At 62.2% G+C, this 17625-nt stretch carries 24 protein-coding genes; 19 read left to right on the top strand and 5 right to left on the bottom strand.

The window, feature by feature from the left end; genetic code table 11:
* The first annotated feature begins 822 nt into the window (after window positions 1–822).
* Window positions 823–1209 (top strand): phage tail protein, encoded by a 387-nt coding sequence (locus CAL26_RS05920; RefSeq protein WP_179283265.1) that lies wholly within the window; start codon window positions 823–825, stop codon window positions 1207–1209.
* Here CAL26_RS05920 and CAL26_RS05915 read toward each other — a convergent pair.
* Window positions 1206–2216, bottom strand: a complete 1011-nt coding sequence (locus CAL26_RS05915; RefSeq protein ID WP_256988010.1) for a site-specific integrase — start codon at window positions 2214–2216, stop codon at window positions 1206–1208. The genes CAL26_RS05920 and CAL26_RS05915 overlap by 4 nt on opposite strands.
* A gap of 243 nt (window positions 2217–2459) precedes the next feature.
* On the opposite strand from CAL26_RS05915, the gene CAL26_RS05910 reads away from it, so the two are divergent.
* From CAL26_RS05910 to CAL26_RS05870, 9 genes are all read left to right on the top strand, one after another.
* Window positions 2460–2663, top strand: coding sequence for a Com family DNA-binding transcriptional regulator (locus tag CAL26_RS05910; protein ID WP_094845932.1), 204 nt, complete (start codon window positions 2460–2462; stop codon window positions 2661–2663).
* Entirely contained in the window at window positions 2593–3384 is a 792-nt protein-coding gene (locus tag CAL26_RS05905) for a DNA-methyltransferase (RefSeq protein ID WP_218831504.1), read from the top strand. Before CAL26_RS05910 ends, CAL26_RS05905 begins: the two co-directional genes overlap by 71 nt.
* 127 nt (window positions 3385–3511) lie before the next feature.
* Window positions 3512–4693, top strand: coding sequence for a phage tail sheath protein (locus CAL26_RS05900; RefSeq protein ID WP_094845930.1), 1182 nt, complete (start codon window positions 3512–3514; stop codon window positions 4691–4693).
* A 60-nt stretch (window positions 4694–4753) separates the two neighbouring features.
* Entirely contained in the window at window positions 4754–5269 is a 516-nt protein-coding gene (locus CAL26_RS05895; RefSeq protein WP_094845929.1) for a phage major tail tube protein, read from the top strand.
* 23 nt (window positions 5270–5292) lie between these two features.
* Complete coding sequence (locus tag CAL26_RS05890) at window positions 5293–5628, top strand: phage tail assembly protein (protein WP_094845928.1); 336 nt, start codon at window positions 5293–5295, stop codon at window positions 5626–5628.
* The gene (locus CAL26_RS05885; protein WP_373454442.1) at window positions 5628–5756 is read left to right on the top strand and encodes a GpE family phage tail protein; all 129 of its coding nucleotides are present in this window, start codon (window positions 5628–5630) and stop codon (window positions 5754–5756) included. Before CAL26_RS05890 ends, CAL26_RS05885 begins: the two co-directional genes overlap by 1 nt.
* Window positions 5757–5759: 3 nt before the next feature.
* Window positions 5760–8378, top strand: coding sequence for a phage tail tape measure protein (locus tag CAL26_RS05880; RefSeq protein ID WP_094845927.1), 2619 nt, complete (start codon window positions 5760–5762; stop codon window positions 8376–8378).
* Between the two features lie 11 nt (window positions 8379–8389).
* Window positions 8390–8848, top strand: coding sequence for a phage tail protein (locus tag CAL26_RS05875; protein ID WP_094845926.1), 459 nt, complete (start codon window positions 8390–8392; stop codon window positions 8846–8848).
* Window positions 8845–9906 carry a contractile injection system protein, VgrG/Pvc8 family gene (locus CAL26_RS05870; protein WP_256988004.1) on the top strand — a complete coding sequence of 354 codons (1062 nt, stop codon included), beginning with the start codon at window positions 8845–8847 and terminating at the stop codon, window positions 9904–9906. The genes CAL26_RS05875 and CAL26_RS05870 overlap by 4 nt, the downstream gene beginning before the upstream one ends.
* On the opposite strand, the gene CAL26_RS05865 is transcribed toward CAL26_RS05870, so the two are convergent.
* From CAL26_RS05865 to CAL26_RS28285, 3 genes are all read right to left on the bottom strand, one after another.
* Complete coding sequence (locus CAL26_RS05865) at window positions 9893–10174, bottom strand: hypothetical protein (RefSeq protein WP_094845925.1); 282 nt, start codon at window positions 10172–10174, stop codon at window positions 9893–9895. The genes CAL26_RS05870 and CAL26_RS05865 overlap by 14 nt on opposite strands.
* Before the next feature lie 162 nt (window positions 10175–10336).
* Window positions 10337–10825 carry a hypothetical protein gene (locus CAL26_RS28030; protein ID WP_143277357.1) on the bottom strand — a complete coding sequence of 163 codons (489 nt, stop codon included), beginning with the start codon at window positions 10823–10825 and terminating at the stop codon, window positions 10337–10339.
* Window positions 10826–10834: 9 nt separating this feature from the next.
* Window positions 10835–11236: a hypothetical protein gene (locus tag CAL26_RS28285; RefSeq protein ID WP_179283264.1), complete on the bottom strand. Its 402-nt coding sequence runs from the start codon at window positions 11234–11236 to the stop codon at window positions 10835–10837.
* A 78-nt stretch (window positions 11237–11314) separates the two neighbouring features.
* On the opposite strand from CAL26_RS28285, the gene CAL26_RS28025 reads away from it, so the two are divergent.
* From CAL26_RS28025 to CAL26_RS05825, 9 genes are all read left to right on the top strand, one after another.
* Complete coding sequence (locus tag CAL26_RS28025; RefSeq protein ID WP_143277356.1) at window positions 11315–11527, top strand: hypothetical protein; 213 nt, start codon at window positions 11315–11317, stop codon at window positions 11525–11527.
* Window positions 11528–11529: 2 nt separating this feature from the next.
* Entirely contained in the window at window positions 11530–11814 is a 285-nt protein-coding gene (locus tag CAL26_RS05855) for an ogr/Delta-like zinc finger family protein (RefSeq protein WP_256988001.1), read from the top strand.
* Complete coding sequence (locus CAL26_RS05850; protein ID WP_094845924.1) at window positions 11801–12211, top strand: hypothetical protein; 411 nt, start codon at window positions 11801–11803, stop codon at window positions 12209–12211. The genes CAL26_RS05855 and CAL26_RS05850 overlap by 14 nt, the downstream gene beginning before the upstream one ends.
* A 78-nt stretch (window positions 12212–12289) precedes the next feature.
* Complete coding sequence (locus CAL26_RS05845; protein WP_094845923.1) at window positions 12290–12529, top strand: hypothetical protein; 240 nt, start codon at window positions 12290–12292, stop codon at window positions 12527–12529.
* A complete protein-coding gene (locus CAL26_RS05840; protein ID WP_094845922.1) occupies window positions 12526–12861 on the top strand; it encodes a hypothetical protein in 336 nt (111 codons plus the stop codon). The genes CAL26_RS05845 and CAL26_RS05840 overlap by 4 nt, the downstream gene beginning before the upstream one ends.
* Entirely contained in the window at window positions 12858–13184 is a 327-nt protein-coding gene (locus CAL26_RS05835) for a DUF4406 domain-containing protein (RefSeq protein WP_094845921.1), read from the top strand. The genes CAL26_RS05840 and CAL26_RS05835 overlap by 4 nt, the downstream gene beginning before the upstream one ends.
* A gap of 6 nt (window positions 13185–13190) precedes the next feature.
* Window positions 13191–15875: a toprim domain-containing protein gene (locus CAL26_RS05830; RefSeq protein ID WP_179283263.1), complete on the top strand. Its 2685-nt coding sequence runs from the start codon at window positions 13191–13193 to the stop codon at window positions 15873–15875.
* The gene (locus CAL26_RS28020) at window positions 15875–16144 is read left to right on the top strand and encodes a hypothetical protein (protein ID WP_143277355.1); all 270 of its coding nucleotides are present in this window, start codon (window positions 15875–15877) and stop codon (window positions 16142–16144) included. Before CAL26_RS05830 ends, CAL26_RS28020 begins: the two co-directional genes overlap by 1 nt.
* 37 nt (window positions 16145–16181) lie before the next feature.
* Complete coding sequence (locus tag CAL26_RS05825) at window positions 16182–16436, top strand: hypothetical protein (protein WP_306437088.1); 255 nt, start codon at window positions 16182–16184, stop codon at window positions 16434–16436.
* Here CAL26_RS05825 and CAL26_RS05820 read toward each other — a convergent pair.
* On the bottom strand, window positions 16433–17461 hold the full coding sequence (locus CAL26_RS05820) for a site-specific integrase (RefSeq protein ID WP_094845920.1): 1029 nt from the start codon (window positions 17459–17461) through the stop codon (window positions 16433–16435). The two genes, CAL26_RS05825 and CAL26_RS05820, sit on opposite strands and share 4 nt — an antisense overlap.
* Window positions 17462–17625: the final 164 nt, after the last annotated feature.

Genomic DNA, 17625 nt, shown 5'->3' with positions numbered 1-17625 from the left:
GCATCAATCACCAGGTCAGCTTCGACTCGGCTCGGGTTGCGCGATCGTCGAGCGAAACCCGCCCGGTGAACGCCGCCTACCATCCTCGCATCCATGCGTGACGTACCTGACACTGCAAATGCAAGGGCGCTCGGATCCAGGCAGAGCGACGCGTTCAAGGCCCACAGCCACCAGCTCTCGTCCAAGTCGCTGTCTATCGGTTCCGGCGGCTTGGTAGATGTGGCTTCGAGTGCTGCTACGGGCGGCTGGGGGCTCACCACGAACACAGGCGGCGCTGAAACCCGCCCCATAAACCTAGCCTTCTTTCCGCGTCTTCATGCGTGATCTAGACATGGATTCGCGGGTTGTAGGCAGTGTTGTCCGGCCGGCTTTCAGCGCCACCGGAAGAACCAGTGGCGGTAGTCGCCAGCCCGTTGTACGGCTCGGACGAGCGCCACACAGCTCCGTTGTTCAGCGACACCAGATTAGGGACGGAATGAGTATGCGCCTTGTTCTGGTTCGATTGCCGAGAGCCCATTACCCTTGCATTTGCAGTGAAAGGTACGTCACGCATGGATGCGAGGATGGTAGGCGGCGTTCACCGGGCGGGTTTCGCTCGACGATCGCGCAACCCGAGCCGAGTCGAAGCTGACCTGGTGATTGGTGCTTCGCGTGCCAGTATTCGGGGTGTTGGAGCTTGTGTTGCTGCCGACGAAAGCACCAGAGAACGTTGCGAAGTCGTTGTACCCGTCGACCGACCCCTGGATGCGTTGGAGGGCATCCAACTGCCGGCTACCGAGCGCTCTTGCATTTGCAGTGCAAATTTCTTAACCACAGGAGTAGATGATGCAACTTCCCGTATATCAAACTGACACCAGCGGGCTTTTCCTCTACCCGACAAAGGCAAACGAACTGGCCTTGGATGCCGGCAACTACAACATCCCTTTTGGCGCGGTTCGCCAATCACCGCCGCAGGCGCCCGAGGGGCATGTCGCGCGCTGGAACGGGCAAGCGTGGGATGTGGTCGAAGACCATCGCGGTGACACCCTTTATATGGTAGGCACCGGCAAGCAATACACGCTGGGCGAAATCGCGGAGGTCGATGGGCAGGACGCGCGATACTCAGGATGGGGAGAAATCCCCGCTTGGCTTACTACGGAAGCTCCCGAAGTGGTGGAACCCGGGGACGGCGATCAGCAGGTAGACGACGAGACTGCGGCGTCCACCTAAGCCGCCTCCAGCAGCAGCCGCTCGTCCCGCAACTGATCGAGCTGACGCCGGCCCAACGCGCTGCGCGTTAGCTTCTGGGCCAACTCCCTGCCGTGAGGATGGTAGTAGCGCAGCAGCATCCGCGTATCGACGTTACCGTTCACCTTCGCCAGCTCATGGATCTGGAATACCGTCGCGAGCTGCGATGTCCCCTCGTGCCGCGCATCATGAAAGCGCAGGTCTTGGAAATAGGCGGTGTTCGGCCGGCGCCCATGCTCACGGCAAAGCGCCTCGTAATGTCGGCGCGCGCGCTTCCTGGCACGGATGAACGCCCGTGTGACCGATCCGCCCGCCATCGAAAATATCCGCCCGCGCATTGGCCGTCCGATCACCCACCGCCGCAACGCTTCCTTTGCGAACGGCGTCAACGGCACGTCGCGCGCTCGGCCGTTCTTGGAGTTCGGCACATGCACCACGCCATGCTGCAGGTCGAGGTTCTCGCGGCGTATTCCCACGATCTCGGAGCGGCGCATGCCCGTTTCGACTGCGAGGGTAAGGATGGTCGGCAGCTCGCGCGACCGCGTGGCGCGAATGATCCATTCGACCTCGCGGCGCGGGCATTCCCCTTCCGACACGCCACGCAGACGTATCCGGTCGAAGAACCGCCGGTCGCGGGCATCGCTGACCGCAGGCCTGCGTACGAGCTGCACGGGGTTCGCCAGCGAGTCGAATCCCCAATCCTTGCGGATGACGGTGTAGACATGAGACAAGAAGGCAAGGCGGCGGACCACGGTCGAAGCTGCGTGCGTCGCCTGCCAGGCGTCGCGCAGCTCGATTAAGTCGGAATTCCTGATGCGGTCCACGGGGCGATTGCACAGGCGCGTTGCCATCCAGGCACGGGCGATGGATCGTTCCTGGATGTGCCCTTTCTTCGCTATCGACACCTCTTCCAGATATCGCCGTAGCGCCTCGCTCAATGTCGGGGTGATTTCACGAAGCCGCCGTGCCTTGATGCCTGCAATGTTCATTGTCTGCGCAAAAAGACGAAGTATCACATTGTGATCGAGGCGCAAACAACCCATTCGGGGTGCGCGGGTGCGCGGGAACGCAGACACTACCCGCAGCACGAAAAAGACGCGGCGGTATCGGGAGTGCGCTAACACTCCCGATACCCCGCACCAGCAGTATAGGGCTGCCGGATTGGCCAGGGCCGCGCCACCTGTCGACAGGCGGGGCAAAGGCTACCAAAACTTCACACGGTTTGCAGCCCCATGACCGAATTTCGATGCGGTTCCTGCCAGCGCAAGCTGGCCGAAGGTCTTTTTGTCTCCATCCGGATCAAGTGCCCGCGATGCGGGACTTTCAATCACGCGAGTGCCGCGAGCACCCTAAACGCCGAACGCCATGGAGCGTCCAACAAGGAATTGCTCCATGAAGATTCGCCCCCGCACCGCTCCCGTCGCAGTCAGGCATAAGGCCCTTACCACGGCCGATCTGTTCCTGGGCGACTGCCTTTCCATATTGCCAGCGCTGACCGGCACGTTCGACGCCGTCGTCACGGACCCACCCTATTCCAGCGGCGGGCAGTCCAAGGGTCAGCGCGCCGGATCCACCGGGAACAAATACCTGAATTCCGGCAAGGATTCACCCTGGCCCGATTTCCCCGGCGATACCAAGGACCAGCGGAGTTACTTGCATTGGTCCGCCTTATGGATGTCCCTATGCTTTGCGCGCCTCGCCCCCGGCGGCCTGATGGTTGTTTTCAGCGACTGGCGGCAACTTCCCGTCACCACCGACGCGTTGCAATCGGCGGGCTTCACCTGGCGTGGCGTCGGCGTATGGGATAAAGCGGGCAGCTCGCGCCCTTACAAGGGCGGTTTTCGCGCCCAGGCGGAGTATTTCGCGTGGGGCAGCAAGGGCGCCTTGACGGGCAATGGCTATGCCCCGGGCGTATTCCGCGTCCAGCAGAAGCCGGGGGAAAAGCTGCACCAGGTCGGCAAACCACTGCCCTTGATGGACAGCCTGCTGGCCGCGTGCGGCGCGCACGTCCTCGATCCGTTCATGGGGTACGGGACGACGGGCGCCGCCGCCATCCTGCAAGGAAAGCAGTTCACCGGCATCGAGATGAGCGAGCACTATTTCAACGTGGCCGTGGATCGCCTGTCCGGCATCACGAAAGAGCGCCGCACAGCATAGCCACCACCTTGTTGGCGCGCCGTATACAACGGCGAATACGTGCGCGCGCGAGAGCGCAACCTCAGACTGGGCGGTATTCCCGTCGCCATCCCGGCGGGTTCCGCTCACCATCACTTGAGGGCTCTCCATGGCTGCCGATTCCTACCATCACGGCGTACGCGTGCTCGAAGTCGACGACGGCACACGGCCGATCCGTACCGTCGAAACCTCCATCGTCGGCATTGTCGCGACGGCCGAGGATGCCGATGCGACGACGTTCCCGCTCAACCGCCCCATCCTATTGACCAACGTCCTGGGCGCGCTGGGCAAGGCGGGCGACAAGGGCACGCTCGCCAAGACACTGTCCGCCATTTCCGCGCAAACCAATCCCGCCACCGTCGTGGTGCGCGTGGCCGAGGGCGAAACGGAGGCGGAAACCACGTCCAACGTTATCGGCGGTGTCGACGCATCCGGCATGTACACCGGCTTGAACGCCCTGCTGGCCGCACAGACTGGCGGGCCGCGCGTCAAACCCCGGATCCTGGGCGCACCGGGCCTGGAAAATGAAAGTGTCACCGCGCAGCTCGCGAGCATCGCACAGAAGCTACGCGGCTTTGCATACGCGAGCTGCCTGGGGAACGACACGAAAGAGGACGTGGCGGCGTACCGCGAAACGTTCGGCCAGCGCGAGCTGATGCTGATCTGGCCCGAGTTCATGGGCTGGGACACCGTCGCCAGCGCCGATGCCATCATTTCGGCGTCAGCCACCGCCCTGGGCCTGCGCGCTAAGATCGACAACGATATCGGCTGGCACAAGACCCTGTCCAACGTCGTCGTCAACAACGTGACGGGCATCAGCAAAGATGTTTGGTGGGACCTGCAGGACCCCGCCACCGATGCGGGCTACCTGAACGCAAAGGACATCACCACACTGATCGAAAAGACCGGCTACCGCTTCTGGGGTAGCCGGACCTGCGCCGGGCCACAAAGCCTCTATCCCTTCGAGAATTACACCCGCACCGCCCAGATCATCGCCGACACCATGGCCGAGGCACATATGTGGGCAGTGGACGCACCGCTGCACCCCACGCTGGTGAAAGACATCATCGAAGGCATCAACAGCAAGATGCGGACGTGGAAGAACCTGGGTTACATCATCGACGGCCAGGCCTGGTTCGATCCCGAGCCCAATACCAAGGAAGTGCTCAAGTCCGGGCAGTTCTACATCGACTACGACTATACGCCGGTCCCGCCTGCCGAGAACATCGTCTTCCGTCAGCGCATCACGGACCGCTACCTGGTCAATTTCGCTGATCGCGTGAACGCCTGATAGCCGGTCGGGCATCCGCCCGGCCCCTTTTTCCGATCATCGACTTACGGAGCAATCGACATGGGCATGCCCTCCAAGCTCAAGAACATGAATATTACGAACGATGCCGAGTCCATGCTCGGCGTCGCCACGGCCGTCACGCTGCCCAAGTTGTCGCGCAAGATGGAGGCCTTTCGGGCCGCCGGCATGGGTGGCGCGGCCAAGGCCGATTTCGGCCTGGACGACGACGCTCTGAAACTGGAGTGGACGTGCGCCGGCTACGTCAAGAAGGTGCTCCAGCAAATGGGTAACGGCACCGTCGACGGCGTACAGCTCCGGTTCATGGCCGCGTACCAGCGCGACGACACCGGGGCCGTGGACACGGTGGAAATCGTCTTTCGCGGCCGGCACTCGGAGCTTGACCGCGGCGACTCGAAAGTGGGCGACGACACCGAATGGAAGATTTCCACCGAGTGCGTCTACTACAAGGAAACGCTCAACGGCGAAGTCCTGATCGAAGTCGATATCTTCAACCTGTTGGAAATGATCGGTGGCGTGGACCGCAACGAAGCCATCCGCCGCGCCATCGGCATGTAAGCCGCCAACCCTCTGGAGCATTCATGACTACCACCAATGACCAGGACGGCAAGCAAGCTGCCACCGAAAACCCGAACATCCGCGTCGTCGAGTTGGACGAGCCCATTCAACGCGGCGAGCAGAGCATCGGCAGTATCACCATCCGCAAGCCGGATGCCGGCGCCCTGCGCGGCGTGTCGCTCGTCGCGCTGGGCCAGATCGATGTCATCGCCCTGCAGACGGTGCTGCCGCGCGTCAGCACGCCGATGCTGACCGCGCTGGAGGTGTCCCGGCTCGACCCCGCCGATCTGATGAGCCTGGGGGCGGCGATTGCCTCTTTTTTGCTGACGAAGGCAGACAGGGCCAAATTCCTGATCTAGTGGACGAGGCGGTGGCCGACATCGCCTATGTCTTTCATTGGCCGCGTGCGGATCTTTACGCCATGGCCTTGCACGAGCTGTACCAATGGCGTGAACGGGCGCGGGTGCGGCACAACCCGGAATCCTGACCCATGGACAAAGCCCTCGCGCTGCGTGTCGTCACGGCCCTGCAGGACAAGCTTGCAGGGCCACTCTCCAAGATCAAGGGTGAAGCCGCCGCGTCAGGCAAGGAAATGGTGGCGCTACGTGATCGCCTGCGCACCTTGAATGCCACCCAACGCGACATCGGCGAGTTTCGCGGCCTGTCGGCCGGTCTGCGCGGCGCCCGTAGCGAGCTTGCCGCTGCCCAAGAACGTGTCGGGCAGCTCTCCCGGCAAATGCGCGACACGCAGAATCCAACACGAGAGATGCGCCGCGAATTCGACCGTGCCGTCGCGACGGCTGGCCGTTTAAAGGATGCCGCTGCCCAGCAATCCGTCCGGCTCCAAGAGCTGCGCAGCCGGTTGTCGGCAGCGGGGGTCTCCACCGGCAACCTCTCCAGCCACGAACGCGAACTGCGCCAGAACATCGGACAGACCAACCAGGCCTTGGCGCAACAAGCGGCACGGCTGAAGGCTGTCGCAGAACGTCAGGAACGGCAGGCGCGAGCCCGGACGGCACTGGAGCGCGGGCGCAGCGTAGCGGGCAGCGCGGCGGTGGCCGGTGCGGGCGGCCTGGGTGGCGCCTATGCGCTGTCACGGCCTCTGAGCGCCGTGGTCGGCGCTTTCGCGCCCGCCGAGGACGCCGCCACCCAACTCAAGGTCGCGCTAATGGGCAGCGACGGCACCGTGGCGGCCGATTTCCAACGCATCAGCGATCTGGCGACGCAGTTGGGCGACAAGCTACCCGGCACGACCGCTGACTTCCAGAACATGATGACCATGTTGCGCCGCCAGGGCATGTCATCCGCAACGATACTGGGCGGCCTGGGCAAGGCCACGGCCTACCTCGGCGTGCTGCTCAAAATGCCTGTCACCGAAGCCGCCGAGTTCGCCGCCAAGATGCAGGACGCAACACGCACCAGCGAAAAGGACATGATGGGCCTAATGGACGTGATACAGCGCACGTTCTATATCGGCGTCGACTCCAACAACATGCTGCAGGGCTTCACGAAGCTTTCTCCAGTCCTCGGCATCATCGGGCGCGAGGGCCTGGAGGCCAGCAAGATGCTGGCTCCGCTGCTGGTCATGATGGACCAGACCGGCATGGTGGGCGAATCGGCCGGCAATGCCCTGCGGAAGGTATTCCAGGCCGGGCTTGATGCCGATAAGGTGGGTAAAGCCAACGCACTGCTCGCGACGCAAGGTTTCAAACTGGACTTCACTGACGGCAAAGGGGAGTTCGGCGGACTGGACCAACTATTCGCGCAGCTCGACCGCCTGAAATCGCTCACCAGCGTGCAACGCACCAGCGTCCTGAAAGCGCTATTCGGCGACGATGCCGAAACGCTGCAAGTCGTCAATACGTTGATGGCGAAGGGAGTCGCGGGCTACAAGGATGTCGTCACGCGCATGCAGGAGCAAGGCGACCTGCAAAAGCGCGTCGACGAGCAGTTGCAAACGCTCGCCAATACCGCCGAAGCCGCCGAGGGTAGCTTCACAAACGCCCTTGCCACCGTGGGTGCCACCGTGGCGCCGCAATTGAAGGAACTGCTCAATTGGGCGGGCGACCTGGCCGCGCGCTTCGGCGAGTGGGCGCGCGCCAATCCCGTACTGGTCGGAACGCTGGTCAAGATCCTGGCCGTCGCGACGGGCCTGGCCGCTGCGTTCGGTGGACTCGCGCTGGCCTTCGCGTCCGTCGTCGGCCCCATGGCGCTGACTCGGTTCATGTTCGCGCAGATCGGCATAGCGCTACCCAGCGTTGCATCCCTCTTCGGCCTATTGGCCCGGGCGGTGGGCGGCGTCGGGTCCGCTGTCGTGGCCGTTGGCCGGGCATTGCTCACGAACCCACTGATGCTCGCATTGACGGGCATCGCCGTGGCCGCTTACCTGATCTATCAGTATTGGGAGCCGATCAGGGCGTTTTTCATCGGGTTGTGGGATAGCGTGAAACAGGCATTCTCCGGCGGCCTTGCCGGCGTGGGCGCCCTGCTCGCCGACTGGTCGCCCATGGGCTTGCTCTATCGCGCGATTTCGGCCGGCCTGTCCGCCCTCGGCGTCGAGCTGCCCGCGAAATTCAGCGAGTTCGGCAGCATGCTGATCCAGGGCCTTATTAACGGCATTACCAGCATGGGCGGCGCCGTGAAGGACACCATCAGCAACCTGGGCGGCGGCATGGTCGACTGGTTCAAGGAGAAATTGGGCATCCGCTCGCCTAGCCGGGTTTTCATGGCGCAGGGCGAATTCGTGTCCCAAGGTGCGGCCGCCGGTATCCGCAATGCCCAGCCGGCCGCGATACGCGCCGCACAGGCGCTTGCCGCTTCGGTAGCTATCGGAGGTGCCCTGGCGCCGGTTTCGCCCGTCCTGGCCGATTCTGGCGCGCCGGGCGGCGTCATTGCCGCGCAAGGTGCCGGGCCGTTCGATACCCGGCCGGCACTGCCGCCTGCCGAGGCCCGCCAGGTCATCGTCCAGGGCGACACCATCCAAATCACCATTTCGCCCGCCGCCGGCATGTCGGCCGACGACATCGGACGCGCGGTCGAGGACGCATTGCGCAGGCGAGACCGCGAGAAAGCCGCGCGCGTGCGGTCTGCCTACCTCGACGACGCATAGGAGCATTCACCATGATGATGGCCCTTGGAATGTTTGTTTTCAGCCTGCCGACGGTCGCTTACCAGACCTTGCGGCGGCAATCGGAATGGCGGCATCCGTCCAAGCCGAGGATGGGCGCCCAGCCTGCCTACCAGTTCGCCGGCATCGGAGAGGACACCATCACGTTGGCCGGATGGGTCGCGCCCGAGCTGATTGGGTCGGCCGGCTCGCTCACGCTCCTGCACCGCATGGCTGACACCGGCAAGGCTTACGTCTTGGTGGACGGGTCGGGCGCGGTCTACGGCGCCTACGTCATCCGCGACAAGAGCGAGGACCATAGCAACCTCAGCGTGAACGGCCAGGCCCGGAAGGTCGATTTCAGCATCACGCTGGCGCGCGTGGACAGCAGCAAGGCCCAGACACTGCTCGATGACTTGCAGCTTCCTATCGGCGCCCTGGATGGCTCTGTGACCGATTGGGGGCTTTCGTGAGCATTGGGCCGTATGCATATCCGCGCGCGATCTGGCGCGTCACGCTCGATGGTCGCGATGTCAGCGCCGGGATGGCGTCGCGCCTGGATAGCCTGTCGATCACCGAATGCCGGGGCGGCGAGGCGGACCAGCTCGATATCGTGCTGCACGACAACGATGGCCTGCTGGAGATCCCGAGGCTGGGTGTCACGCTACGCGTGTTCCTCGGCTGGGAGCAAACCGGCCTGGTCGACAAGGGAACGTTCGTCGTGGACGAAGTCGAGTACAGCGGCCCACCGGACCAGATCACACTGCGCGCCCGCAGCGCCAACCTGGCGGCGGCGCTGCGCACGCGCACCGAACGCAGCTTTCACGGCAAGACCATCAACGATATCGTGTCCACCGTTGCCAAGGCGCATGGCCTGGATCCAGTTGTGGGGCAATCGTTCGGCAACGTAGTGGTGCCGCACATCGACCAGACGAACGAATCGGACGTGGCATTCCTGAACCGGATAGGCAAGCGATACGACGCGGTGGCGACGGTCAAAGAGGGACGGCTGCTCTTTCTCTCCATCGACAAGGGAAAAACGGCCAGCGGCGCCGACATGCCTACCGTGGTCTTGTCACGCGCGGATGGCGACGGGTTTCGCTTCCACGTCGCCGACCGCGACGCGTATACAGGCGTGCGGGCGTATTGGCAGGACAAGGCGGGAGGAACACGCCGCAACGTCGTTGTCGGCGTAATCGGCAATGCAAAGCGAATGAGGTCCGTCTTTGGCAGCGAGCAGGACGCGCTCGATAACGCCCGGGCCGAATGGCAGCGAATTCAGCGCGGCACGGCGACGCTGCAATTCGATTTGGCCTACGGTCGCCCGGAGCTGGTGCCACAAGCAAAGATCCAGTTTCCTGCCATGAAAGCCCCCATGGGCGGCATCACGTGGCTTGTATCGCGCATCGTGCACAAGCTAGACGAAAATGGTCTGACCAGCAGCCTGGAGGCTGAAACTGTCGAGGCCGTCGCGCTCCAACAAGAGGCGGACGACGCGGCGGCACTCGATGGTGAAGCTACTGACGGTTGACGCGAACGTTTACGCGCACCAGTAGGTGGGCGCCGCTGATCTGCACGTTGTTGTTGCCGCAGATTTTCTGCGATGTCGCGTCGGCAGTCGTGACCTGCACGTTCCAATCTCCTTTGACTTTCTGATGGTGCTCAGGCTTGGAAGCCGGTGCATCCGTGGGTGTGGATTCCTGTAGCGCCGCCGCCAGTACGCGCAGCACGTCAACATTGGCCTTGTGGGCCGTTGCATTGGGTTTGAAGGGCAGCACCTTTGATTCTTCCGTGTACATCGATCCTTCCTATACGAGCTGCCGGCGCCATGCACGCGCGCTTTTCCTCTCCCCACACGGTGCAGCCCTTACCGGCGAGTTAAGGGCAACGCTGCAAACGAAGCGAACCAACAGGCTATACCTAATGCAAGGAATCGCGACGCGAGTGGAAAGCATAGAAAGTCATATTTCTCGAGCGCATAGGAGTGCCAAAAACGCGCTAATGCCGGCGACAAGAGTCAAAGGCCAGTGCCACGAAACGGGCAGGTCCAGTTGCATCAGGGCCATGGCGATCAAAAAGACGGTGAATAACCCGCCACCTACATAGGTCGCTCGCCGCTGCACTCTGGCGCGATGAATCTGCTGGAAATGACGAGTGACGTTGTTACCGCAATGCAAGCAATGATCTGCATATCGCCCGACGGCTAAACCACACGCAGGGCAAGAAATGAAATCGCCACGCGATGGGAACGACGCCCCATGATGCACGTGGACGTCGCCCGCGACCTGCATGTTTCGATCTCCCTTAATGGACTGTCGCGTGACTGGCCGCTGTGCCTCGTCTATTACTGATTTCTCTGACTCAGATTCGGACAATGCGGCCTGGAGTGTTTGGAGCACATCTGAATCGCGGCCCGAACCGGGAAACCTCAATATCTTGTCGTCGTCCATATCCTGTCCTCAGGCCGCGAGTTCTATTACCAACGAGAGCTGTTGCTCATCGATTCCGTCTTGGCCCTTGCTTGCGCGGTACAGCGCGTCGACAGCCTTGCGCTTTTTCTCGGGCGGGAGCGTCCGCTTGAACTTGCTCAATGCCGCGTCAAGCAATTGCCACGCGTCGGCGTAGCGCTTTAAGTCCTCAGCGGCTTGCCCTTCAGACATGGCGCGGTGTCCCGTGACGATATAGAGCACGTCAGCCCCGACCTTTGCGATGGCCGCGAGATAGGGCAAATCCGGTTGTCTGATGCCCTTCTCATAATTCGCTTGCGCTCCCCTGCCGACGCCGCCAGCGGCCGCAAATTGCCCAATCCCCATCCCAAGTCGAGTCCGTTCTTCCGTAATGCGCTCGGCCGATGCATCCATTTGAATTCATTCCTATTGACGAATGCTCTCGATTGAGAGCATAATCAGGTCGTCACGCTACAAATCAGGGTGTCACACATGGAACATACACCAAACATGAGTAAAGATGCGCTCAAACGGGGGCACCGTCCGATGATTGGTCTCCGCATGGAGTCGCTCGAATTCGAGAAATGCAAGCGTTACGCAGCCGCCGACGAGCGTTCGGCTGCTCAGTTCGCGCTACTGATGTACCGGCGCGGTCTTGAGGCCTACGAAGCCGAATGCAAGAAGCAACGGCGGCGTCAGGGATAGCCGTGAACACCATCGGCCAGCACTGCCCCCATTGCGGACACTTCGCCACGGTGCGAACCAGCGAAACCATGTCGCCAACGCTGCGCGTCCTCTACTTCCAATGCCGCAGCCTCTTTTGCGGTCACACCTGGGTGTCCCATCTGGAAGCAGTGCGCACCGTTTCACCGCCGGCCATCGCCAACCCGGCAATCGACCTGCCTCTCGCCAGCCGCGCCGACATCCTGCGCAAGCTGGCCGAATCCAAGACAGACCCTCGTCAAGGGAGCTTCCTCCATGAGCACGATTAACCCGCACCGCATCCACTACCGCAACCAGGTCGCCGCCGTGGACTGGGGCCGCGACTTTATCTCCGACCAGGCCTATCAATTCGTCCGGCTGGAGCTGGAGAACGGCACGCCCAAGCCTGGCTTGCAGGACAACCTCATGCTGGAGCGCTGCGTGTCGCATTTGATGGCGCTGTGCAGTTGCTCGAAACACACCGCCGAAACGCATGCGGCCCGGGCCATCGCCGAACTGTGCAGCCGCGAAAGCCGTGTCAGCTTCGATATGGACCGCAGCACCAGCTACGCGCTCTTCGTCGTCGACCGCGCGACGAACACCACGCGCGTGGTGTCCGCCGCCGAGCTGCTGCGGATGCTCCACCAGCACCACGTCTCGCCGGCCGAGCCCACCACCGCCGCCTAAAACCTCCCATTTTTCATCCGATCCGCCAGTGGGCGTCCGCGCCCATTGCGGGGAACTGTTGCCCGAAGGAATGCAAATATGCCCGCAATCCCCGTCATGGCCCGCATAGAGGCCCATTTGAGCGATGCCCAACTGGTGGCCTTCAACGGCCTCATGGAGCGTCTGATCGTCGCGCACTACGAGAACGCAAGCACCTGGTTCCTCGACGCGGCCCAGGGCGAGAAGGACCTCGCCACCGACATGCTCAACGCGGTGTGCCTGGTTCACGTCGCCGCGCGCCACGCCATGCTTGAACGCAACATGCCGGAGGCCGCATGATGCCCATCGGCAAACCCACACCCGAATCGTGGCACCTCGATGACTCGATATCGCTACGAATCGTCGCTGGCGACAAGATAATCGCAGATGTCGCCCCGCATTGCGCGGGCGTCGGGCGGGCCAACGCCCGTCTGATGACCGCTGCGCCGGATCTGCTGGCGGAGCTGCACGCTGCCGAAGAAATCATCCTGGTGATGCTGAACGTCATGACGCCCGCACAGAAGGCGCGTGCCGACGAAAAGCTGACGCACGCCGGCATCAGTCCCGACGGCATGACGCGATACCACGAGCGCCGCGCCGCCATCGTCAAGGCCACCGGGGGACAGGCATGAAGGTCTATCTTGCCGGCCCGATGACGGGCCATCCTCACCTGAACCACCCCGCGTTCCATGACGCCGCTGCCAGGTTGCGCGCCCACGGTATCGAAGTCATCAACCCGGCCGAAATCGTCAAGCACCACGGCACACCGTGGGCCGAATGCATGCGGCGCGACATTCCCGAATTGGTAGGGTGCGAAGCCATTGTTTTGCTGCCCAGATGGGACGCCTCGCGCGGCGCGAAGCTCGAATGCACCATCGCCACATCACTGGGCATGCGCGCCTGGCTCTACCGCCTGGACGAACACGGCGCCGCCGTCCTTCAACAATATCGGTAGACCAGCATGAAACCGGACATTCACCGCGAAGTGCTGGCGCGCCTGGAGCCATACGGCTTCAAGGAACGCGCGGGATGGCTCCGGCAAGGGCTGTGCCCCGCTTGCCACAAGAAAGAGCTGTATACCAATGCGGAGCACCCCTGGGTGCTCCGTTGTGGCAGGCTGAATAACTGCGGGTGGGAGGGACACGTCAAGGAACTGTTCCCGGATATCTTCGACCATTGGTCGAAGCGGTACGCCGAGCAGCAAAAGACCAACCCGAACGCCGCCGCCGACGCGTACCTGGTCCACGCGCGCGGCTTCGACCTGTCAAAGATTGCCAGCACCTATTCGCAGGAGCATTATTTCGACCGGGACAGAAACATCGGCTCCGCCACGGTGCGGTTTCCGGTGGCGAACACCTGGTGGGAACGCCTGATCGACGAACCGTCGCGCTTTGGCAAGCAGAAGGCGCGGTTCAAGTTCGGCGGCAGCTACATGGGCGAATGGTGGACACCGCCTCGCGTGGACCTGAATACCGTCGACGAATTGTGGCTTGTGGAAGGCATCTTCGATGCCATCGCCTTGCTGCATGTCGGTATTCCGGCCGTCGCACTGCTTTCATGCAACAACTACCCCAGCGGCGCGCTACGCGCTTTGCGTGACAGCCGCGATTCCCTGCCTAAGCTGGTATGGGCACTGGACGGCGACAAGGCTGGAAGGTCCTACACGGTCAAGCACGTGCGCCGCGCCCGGGCCGACGGCTGGACATGTCGTGCCGCCCTCATTCCCCAGGGCAAGGTCAAACGCGACTGGAACGACCTGTATTTGCTGGACCGCAATGCAGGCGACGACACCGCGAAGAAGCACCTTACACCGGATGGCCTGAAGGCCTATTTCCACCACGGTGCGCTGCTGCTGGCGTCGAACGCCACGGAAAAGGCCCTGCTGATCTACGAGCACGACAACAGCCGTACCGAGTTCGACTTTGAATTCGGCAAGCGCCTGTACTGGTTCAGCATCGACCTCAATGCGTACCACAAGGCCATGGACCGGATAGCCGAGGAGCCCGGCGCCGAACCTATGACGCACGACGAGTTGCGCGAGAAAGCGCTACGCGAGTCGGGCGGCATTCGCCCTATCTCCAACTGCTACCCGCAACCGCTGTACTTCCAGGAAAACAAGCTCACCGACGAAAGCTGGTACTACTTCCGCGTGGAATTCCCGCACGATGGCGCCCCCGTGAAAAACACCTTCACGGCGTCCCAGGTATCCACGGCCAGCGAGTTCAAGAAGCGGCTTCTTGCCGTGGCGCCAGGCGCGATGTTCAGCGGCACAGCCCAGCATCTTGACCGCATGATGGAGCGCCGCCTGTACAACATCAAACGGGTGGAGACGGTCGATTTCATCGGATACAGCCGAAACCACGGCTGCTATGTCCTCGGCGACATCGCCGTCAAGGACGGCACCATCTACCGAATCAACGAAGAAGATTTCTTCGACATCGGCAAACTGTCGGTCAAATCCCTAAACCAATCGGTCGCGTTGTCGGTCAACAACGATCCACACGCCTACACGTCGGGATGGGTTAACCAGGTCTGGACGGCCTTCGGGGCGAAAGGCCTTGTTGCCCTGGCCTTCTGGTTCGGGTCCCTGTTTGCCGAGCAGATACGTGCGATCCACAAGAGCTATCCATTCCTGGAAATCGTCGGCGAAGCCGGTTCTGGGAAATCGACGCTCATCGAGTTCCTATGGAAACTGGTCGGGCGAAGCGACTATGAGGGCTTCGATCCGTCCAAGGCGTCGCTCGCAGCACGCGCGCGCAACTTCTCCCAGGTGTCCGGCCTACCTGTCGTGCTGATCGAGTCCGACCGCGAGCGCATGGGAGACGAGAAAACCCATGTGAAGTCCTTCGATTGGGACGAGCTGAAAACCGCGTACAACGGCCGCAGCATCCGCGCTCGCGGGGTCGCCAACGGTGGCAACGAAACCTACGAACCCCCGTTCCGGGGATCCATCGTCATCGCGCAGAACAACGACGTGAGCGCGTCGGAAGCGATTCTTTCCCGTATCGTTCACCTGAACATCGACCGCGCCGGCCAGAACGCACAGACCTATGCCGCCGCGGTAGCGCTGGAATCGACGCCAACGGCCGACGTGTCCGGATTCATTCTCGCGGCGACGAAGCGCGAGGCCCAGGTGCTCCAGATCATCGAAGCGCGCACGCCGCACTACCACGACGTAATCAAGGCGCGGCCCGACGTGAAAATGGTCCGCATCGTGAAATGCCACGCGCAAATGATGGCGACCATCGATGCCCTGCGCATTGTCGTCAAACTGACCGACGAGCAGCACGCCGCAGCCATCGCGCTGCTGGGCGACATGGCGGCGGAACGACAGCACATCATCAATGCCGACCATCCCATCGTGCAAGAATTCTGGGATTCGTTCGAATACCTCAACGGCGACGAGCTGCCGCCTAAGCTGAATCACAGCTGCAATGACGACGAGATAGCTGTCAACCTGAACCAATACGTCGAGGAAGCGGTCAACCGGCGCCAGCAAGTCCCCAACCTGCGGGATCTGAAAAAGGTCCTGCGCACCAGCCGCCGGCACAAGTTCATCGGCGTCAAGACGGTTAAGAGCCGAATCCGAACGAACGCCAGCGGCGCGAGCACCGTGCATTGCTGGGTCTTCCGGAAGGGAGCGTGATGCCTAAGCCCACGCCCCAGCAGATCGAGCGCGCCTACGCGGCTTCTAACCTGCACGTGCCCCTTCCTGACGCGCTGCGCAACCCGCTGCTCGCCCGTTGCCTCGAAATCACGGCCGAGGCTCTTGCCAGTCGCGCCCATCCCAACGAATTCCGCCCGCCACCAGCCGAGGCGCTCGTTCTCGACCCACCTGGATCAACCCGTACCAACCACAACCCGCAGGCAGCGCTCGATTTCAAACGGGCCTGCGCGGGAGACGTGGACGATTAAAAATGCGCACAGCGATGGATCTCATATGAAAGGCCGCATGACGTCTCAGACCGGAAATGCAGGGGGCGCGTCCACCTCGATGCTTCTATACATGCGGTACGGCCGCATGCGCCTGACTCTCGGAGAGCTGGCAATAGAACTTGGAATCGCCGAGGGAACGCTGCGCAACCAAATATCCGACGACAAGTGCCCAGTCCCGACGTACAAGGAAGGCCGCAACCGCTTCGCCGATGTCCGCGCCGTGGGCGAGTACCTCGACCAGCGGTACCACGCCGCCCGACAGGCCAATTAGGCAGCAGCCTTGCGCAGCGGCAGCACCTTGCTGTGCAGCCCTGCCGGGTCGATCTGCGTGTATCGCTTCAATTGCCGCCAGTCCTTATGTCCGGACACGGCGGCAACCTCCGGGATCTGCCACCCTGCCTCGAACAAGCTGCTCACTGCCTCGTGGCGCATGTCGTGAAAGTGCAGGTCCTGGATGCCCAGGTCTCGGCAAGTTCTTGTGAATAGCTGGCTCACAGTCGGCGCCCGATAGGGAAATATGCGGCCGTCGACCGTATCCCTCGGTTGACGGTCCACGGCGGGCCAGGCCTCGCCCAGCAGCGGCACCTCCTGGTCGTTGCCGATCTTCTGCTTTGGGTGCTTGCGGTCCCGCACCACGATGATGCGGCGCTTGGAATCGAGGTCGGCCCATCGGATACGAAATATCTCGCCCTGCCGCAGCCCCGTGTGCAGCGCGACGGTCAGCACGTCCACCATGTAAGGGAAATGAGCGGCGAAATACGTGAAGAGCGCCTCCAGCTCTTTGGCCGTCGGCCGGCGGTCGCGCTTCTTCCCCGGCCCAATGAGGCCGAAATGATGCAGAGTCGGACGGGCATCGCCGACGGGATCGCCCAGGCGCAGGCCGAGCACACTTTTCGTATGCTTGATGGCGGTTCCAAGCTTCGACATGTGCATGTTGATCGTGTACGGCCCAACGTTATCTTTCTTGCGTCGCTGACACCAGGCCACCAGGTCGGACGTGCCGAGGCGTTCCATCTTGATCGGCCCCAGGCCGAGGTCCGCGTCCGCCAGGTGCCGAAGCATGTAGTCCTCGTTGGACTGGTCTTTGACCGGCCGGCCGGAGTCCCGACGCAGGTCACGGTATTTCTGGATCAGAGCGGCCACGGTAAGGTCGGTCGCCTGGCCAGGGCTGCACTCGATTTCCATCGCCCAGCGTTGCGCCTCGATTTTGGTGTCGAACGTCCTGCTGATAGACTTGCGTCCGGCTTTGCGTACCTGAGCGCGCCACTTGGCGCCGATCTTCACAATCGCGGCCATGATCCCGTCCCTGCTGTAGTAGTTTCTGTAGTAGCTGGATATTAGATCAGATGAGATTGCGTGATAAATCGTGATATAGTTTTGGCTAGCGCTTCCCCTGAGAAATCAAAGCCTTAGCTAAAAAATTCAGTGTTTTTCAGGGGTTACGCAATCCCCGCAAAAAA

The sequence above is a fragment of the Bordetella genomosp. 9 genome (assembly GCF_002261425.1).
Classification (GTDB): Bacteria; Pseudomonadota; Gammaproteobacteria; order Burkholderiales; family Burkholderiaceae_B; genus Bordetella_C.
The sequence above is the reverse complement of the archived record's forward strand: the minus strand, read 5'-3'. Positions and strand labels throughout refer to the sequence as shown.

Coding starts and splice junctions, on each gene's coding strand:
- CAL26_RS05920 (WP_179283265.1), top strand. CDS start 823: ATGATGCAACTTCCCGTATATCAAACTGACACCAGCGGGCTTTTCCTC.
- CAL26_RS05915 (WP_256988010.1), bottom strand. CDS start 2,216: ATGAACATTGCAGGCATCAAGGCACGGCGGCTTCGTGAAATCACCCCG.
- CAL26_RS05910 (WP_094845932.1), top strand. CDS start 2,460: ATGACCGAATTTCGATGCGGTTCCTGCCAGCGCAAGCTGGCCGAAGGT.
- CAL26_RS05905 (WP_218831504.1), top strand. CDS start 2,593: ATGGAGCGTCCAACAAGGAATTGCTCCATGAAGATTCGCCCCCGCACC.
- CAL26_RS05900 (WP_094845930.1), top strand. CDS start 3,512: ATGGCTGCCGATTCCTACCATCACGGCGTACGCGTGCTCGAAGTCGAC.
- CAL26_RS05895 (WP_094845929.1), top strand. CDS start 4,754: ATGGGCATGCCCTCCAAGCTCAAGAACATGAATATTACGAACGATGCC.
- CAL26_RS05890 (WP_094845928.1), top strand. CDS start 5,293: ATGACTACCACCAATGACCAGGACGGCAAGCAAGCTGCCACCGAAAAC.
- CAL26_RS05880 (WP_094845927.1), top strand. CDS start 5,760: ATGGACAAAGCCCTCGCGCTGCGTGTCGTCACGGCCCTGCAGGACAAG.
- CAL26_RS05875 (WP_094845926.1), top strand. CDS start 8,390: ATGATGATGGCCCTTGGAATGTTTGTTTTCAGCCTGCCGACGGTCGCT.
- CAL26_RS05865 (WP_094845925.1), bottom strand. CDS start 10,174: ATGTACACGGAAGAATCAAAGGTGCTGCCCTTCAAACCCAATGCAACG.
- CAL26_RS28030 (WP_143277357.1), bottom strand. CDS start 10,825: ATGGACGACGACAAGATATTGAGGTTTCCCGGTTCGGGCCGCGATTCA.
- CAL26_RS28285 (WP_179283264.1), bottom strand. CDS start 11,236: ATGGATGCATCGGCCGAGCGCATTACGGAAGAACGGACTCGACTTGGG.
- CAL26_RS28025 (WP_143277356.1), top strand. CDS start 11,315: ATGGAACATACACCAAACATGAGTAAAGATGCGCTCAAACGGGGGCAC.
- CAL26_RS05850 (WP_094845924.1), top strand. CDS start 11,801: ATGAGCACGATTAACCCGCACCGCATCCACTACCGCAACCAGGTCGCC.
- CAL26_RS05845 (WP_094845923.1), top strand. CDS start 12,290: ATGCCCGCAATCCCCGTCATGGCCCGCATAGAGGCCCATTTGAGCGAT.
- CAL26_RS05840 (WP_094845922.1), top strand. CDS start 12,526: ATGATGCCCATCGGCAAACCCACACCCGAATCGTGGCACCTCGATGAC.
- CAL26_RS05835 (WP_094845921.1), top strand. CDS start 12,858: ATGAAGGTCTATCTTGCCGGCCCGATGACGGGCCATCCTCACCTGAAC.
- CAL26_RS05830 (WP_179283263.1), top strand. CDS start 13,191: ATGAAACCGGACATTCACCGCGAAGTGCTGGCGCGCCTGGAGCCATAC.
- CAL26_RS28020 (WP_143277355.1), top strand. CDS start 15,875: ATGCCTAAGCCCACGCCCCAGCAGATCGAGCGCGCCTACGCGGCTTCT.
- CAL26_RS05825 (WP_306437088.1), top strand. CDS start 16,182: ATGACGTCTCAGACCGGAAATGCAGGGGGCGCGTCCACCTCGATGCTT.
- CAL26_RS05820 (WP_094845920.1), bottom strand. CDS start 17,461: ATGGCCGCGATTGTGAAGATCGGCGCCAAGTGGCGCGCTCAGGTACGC.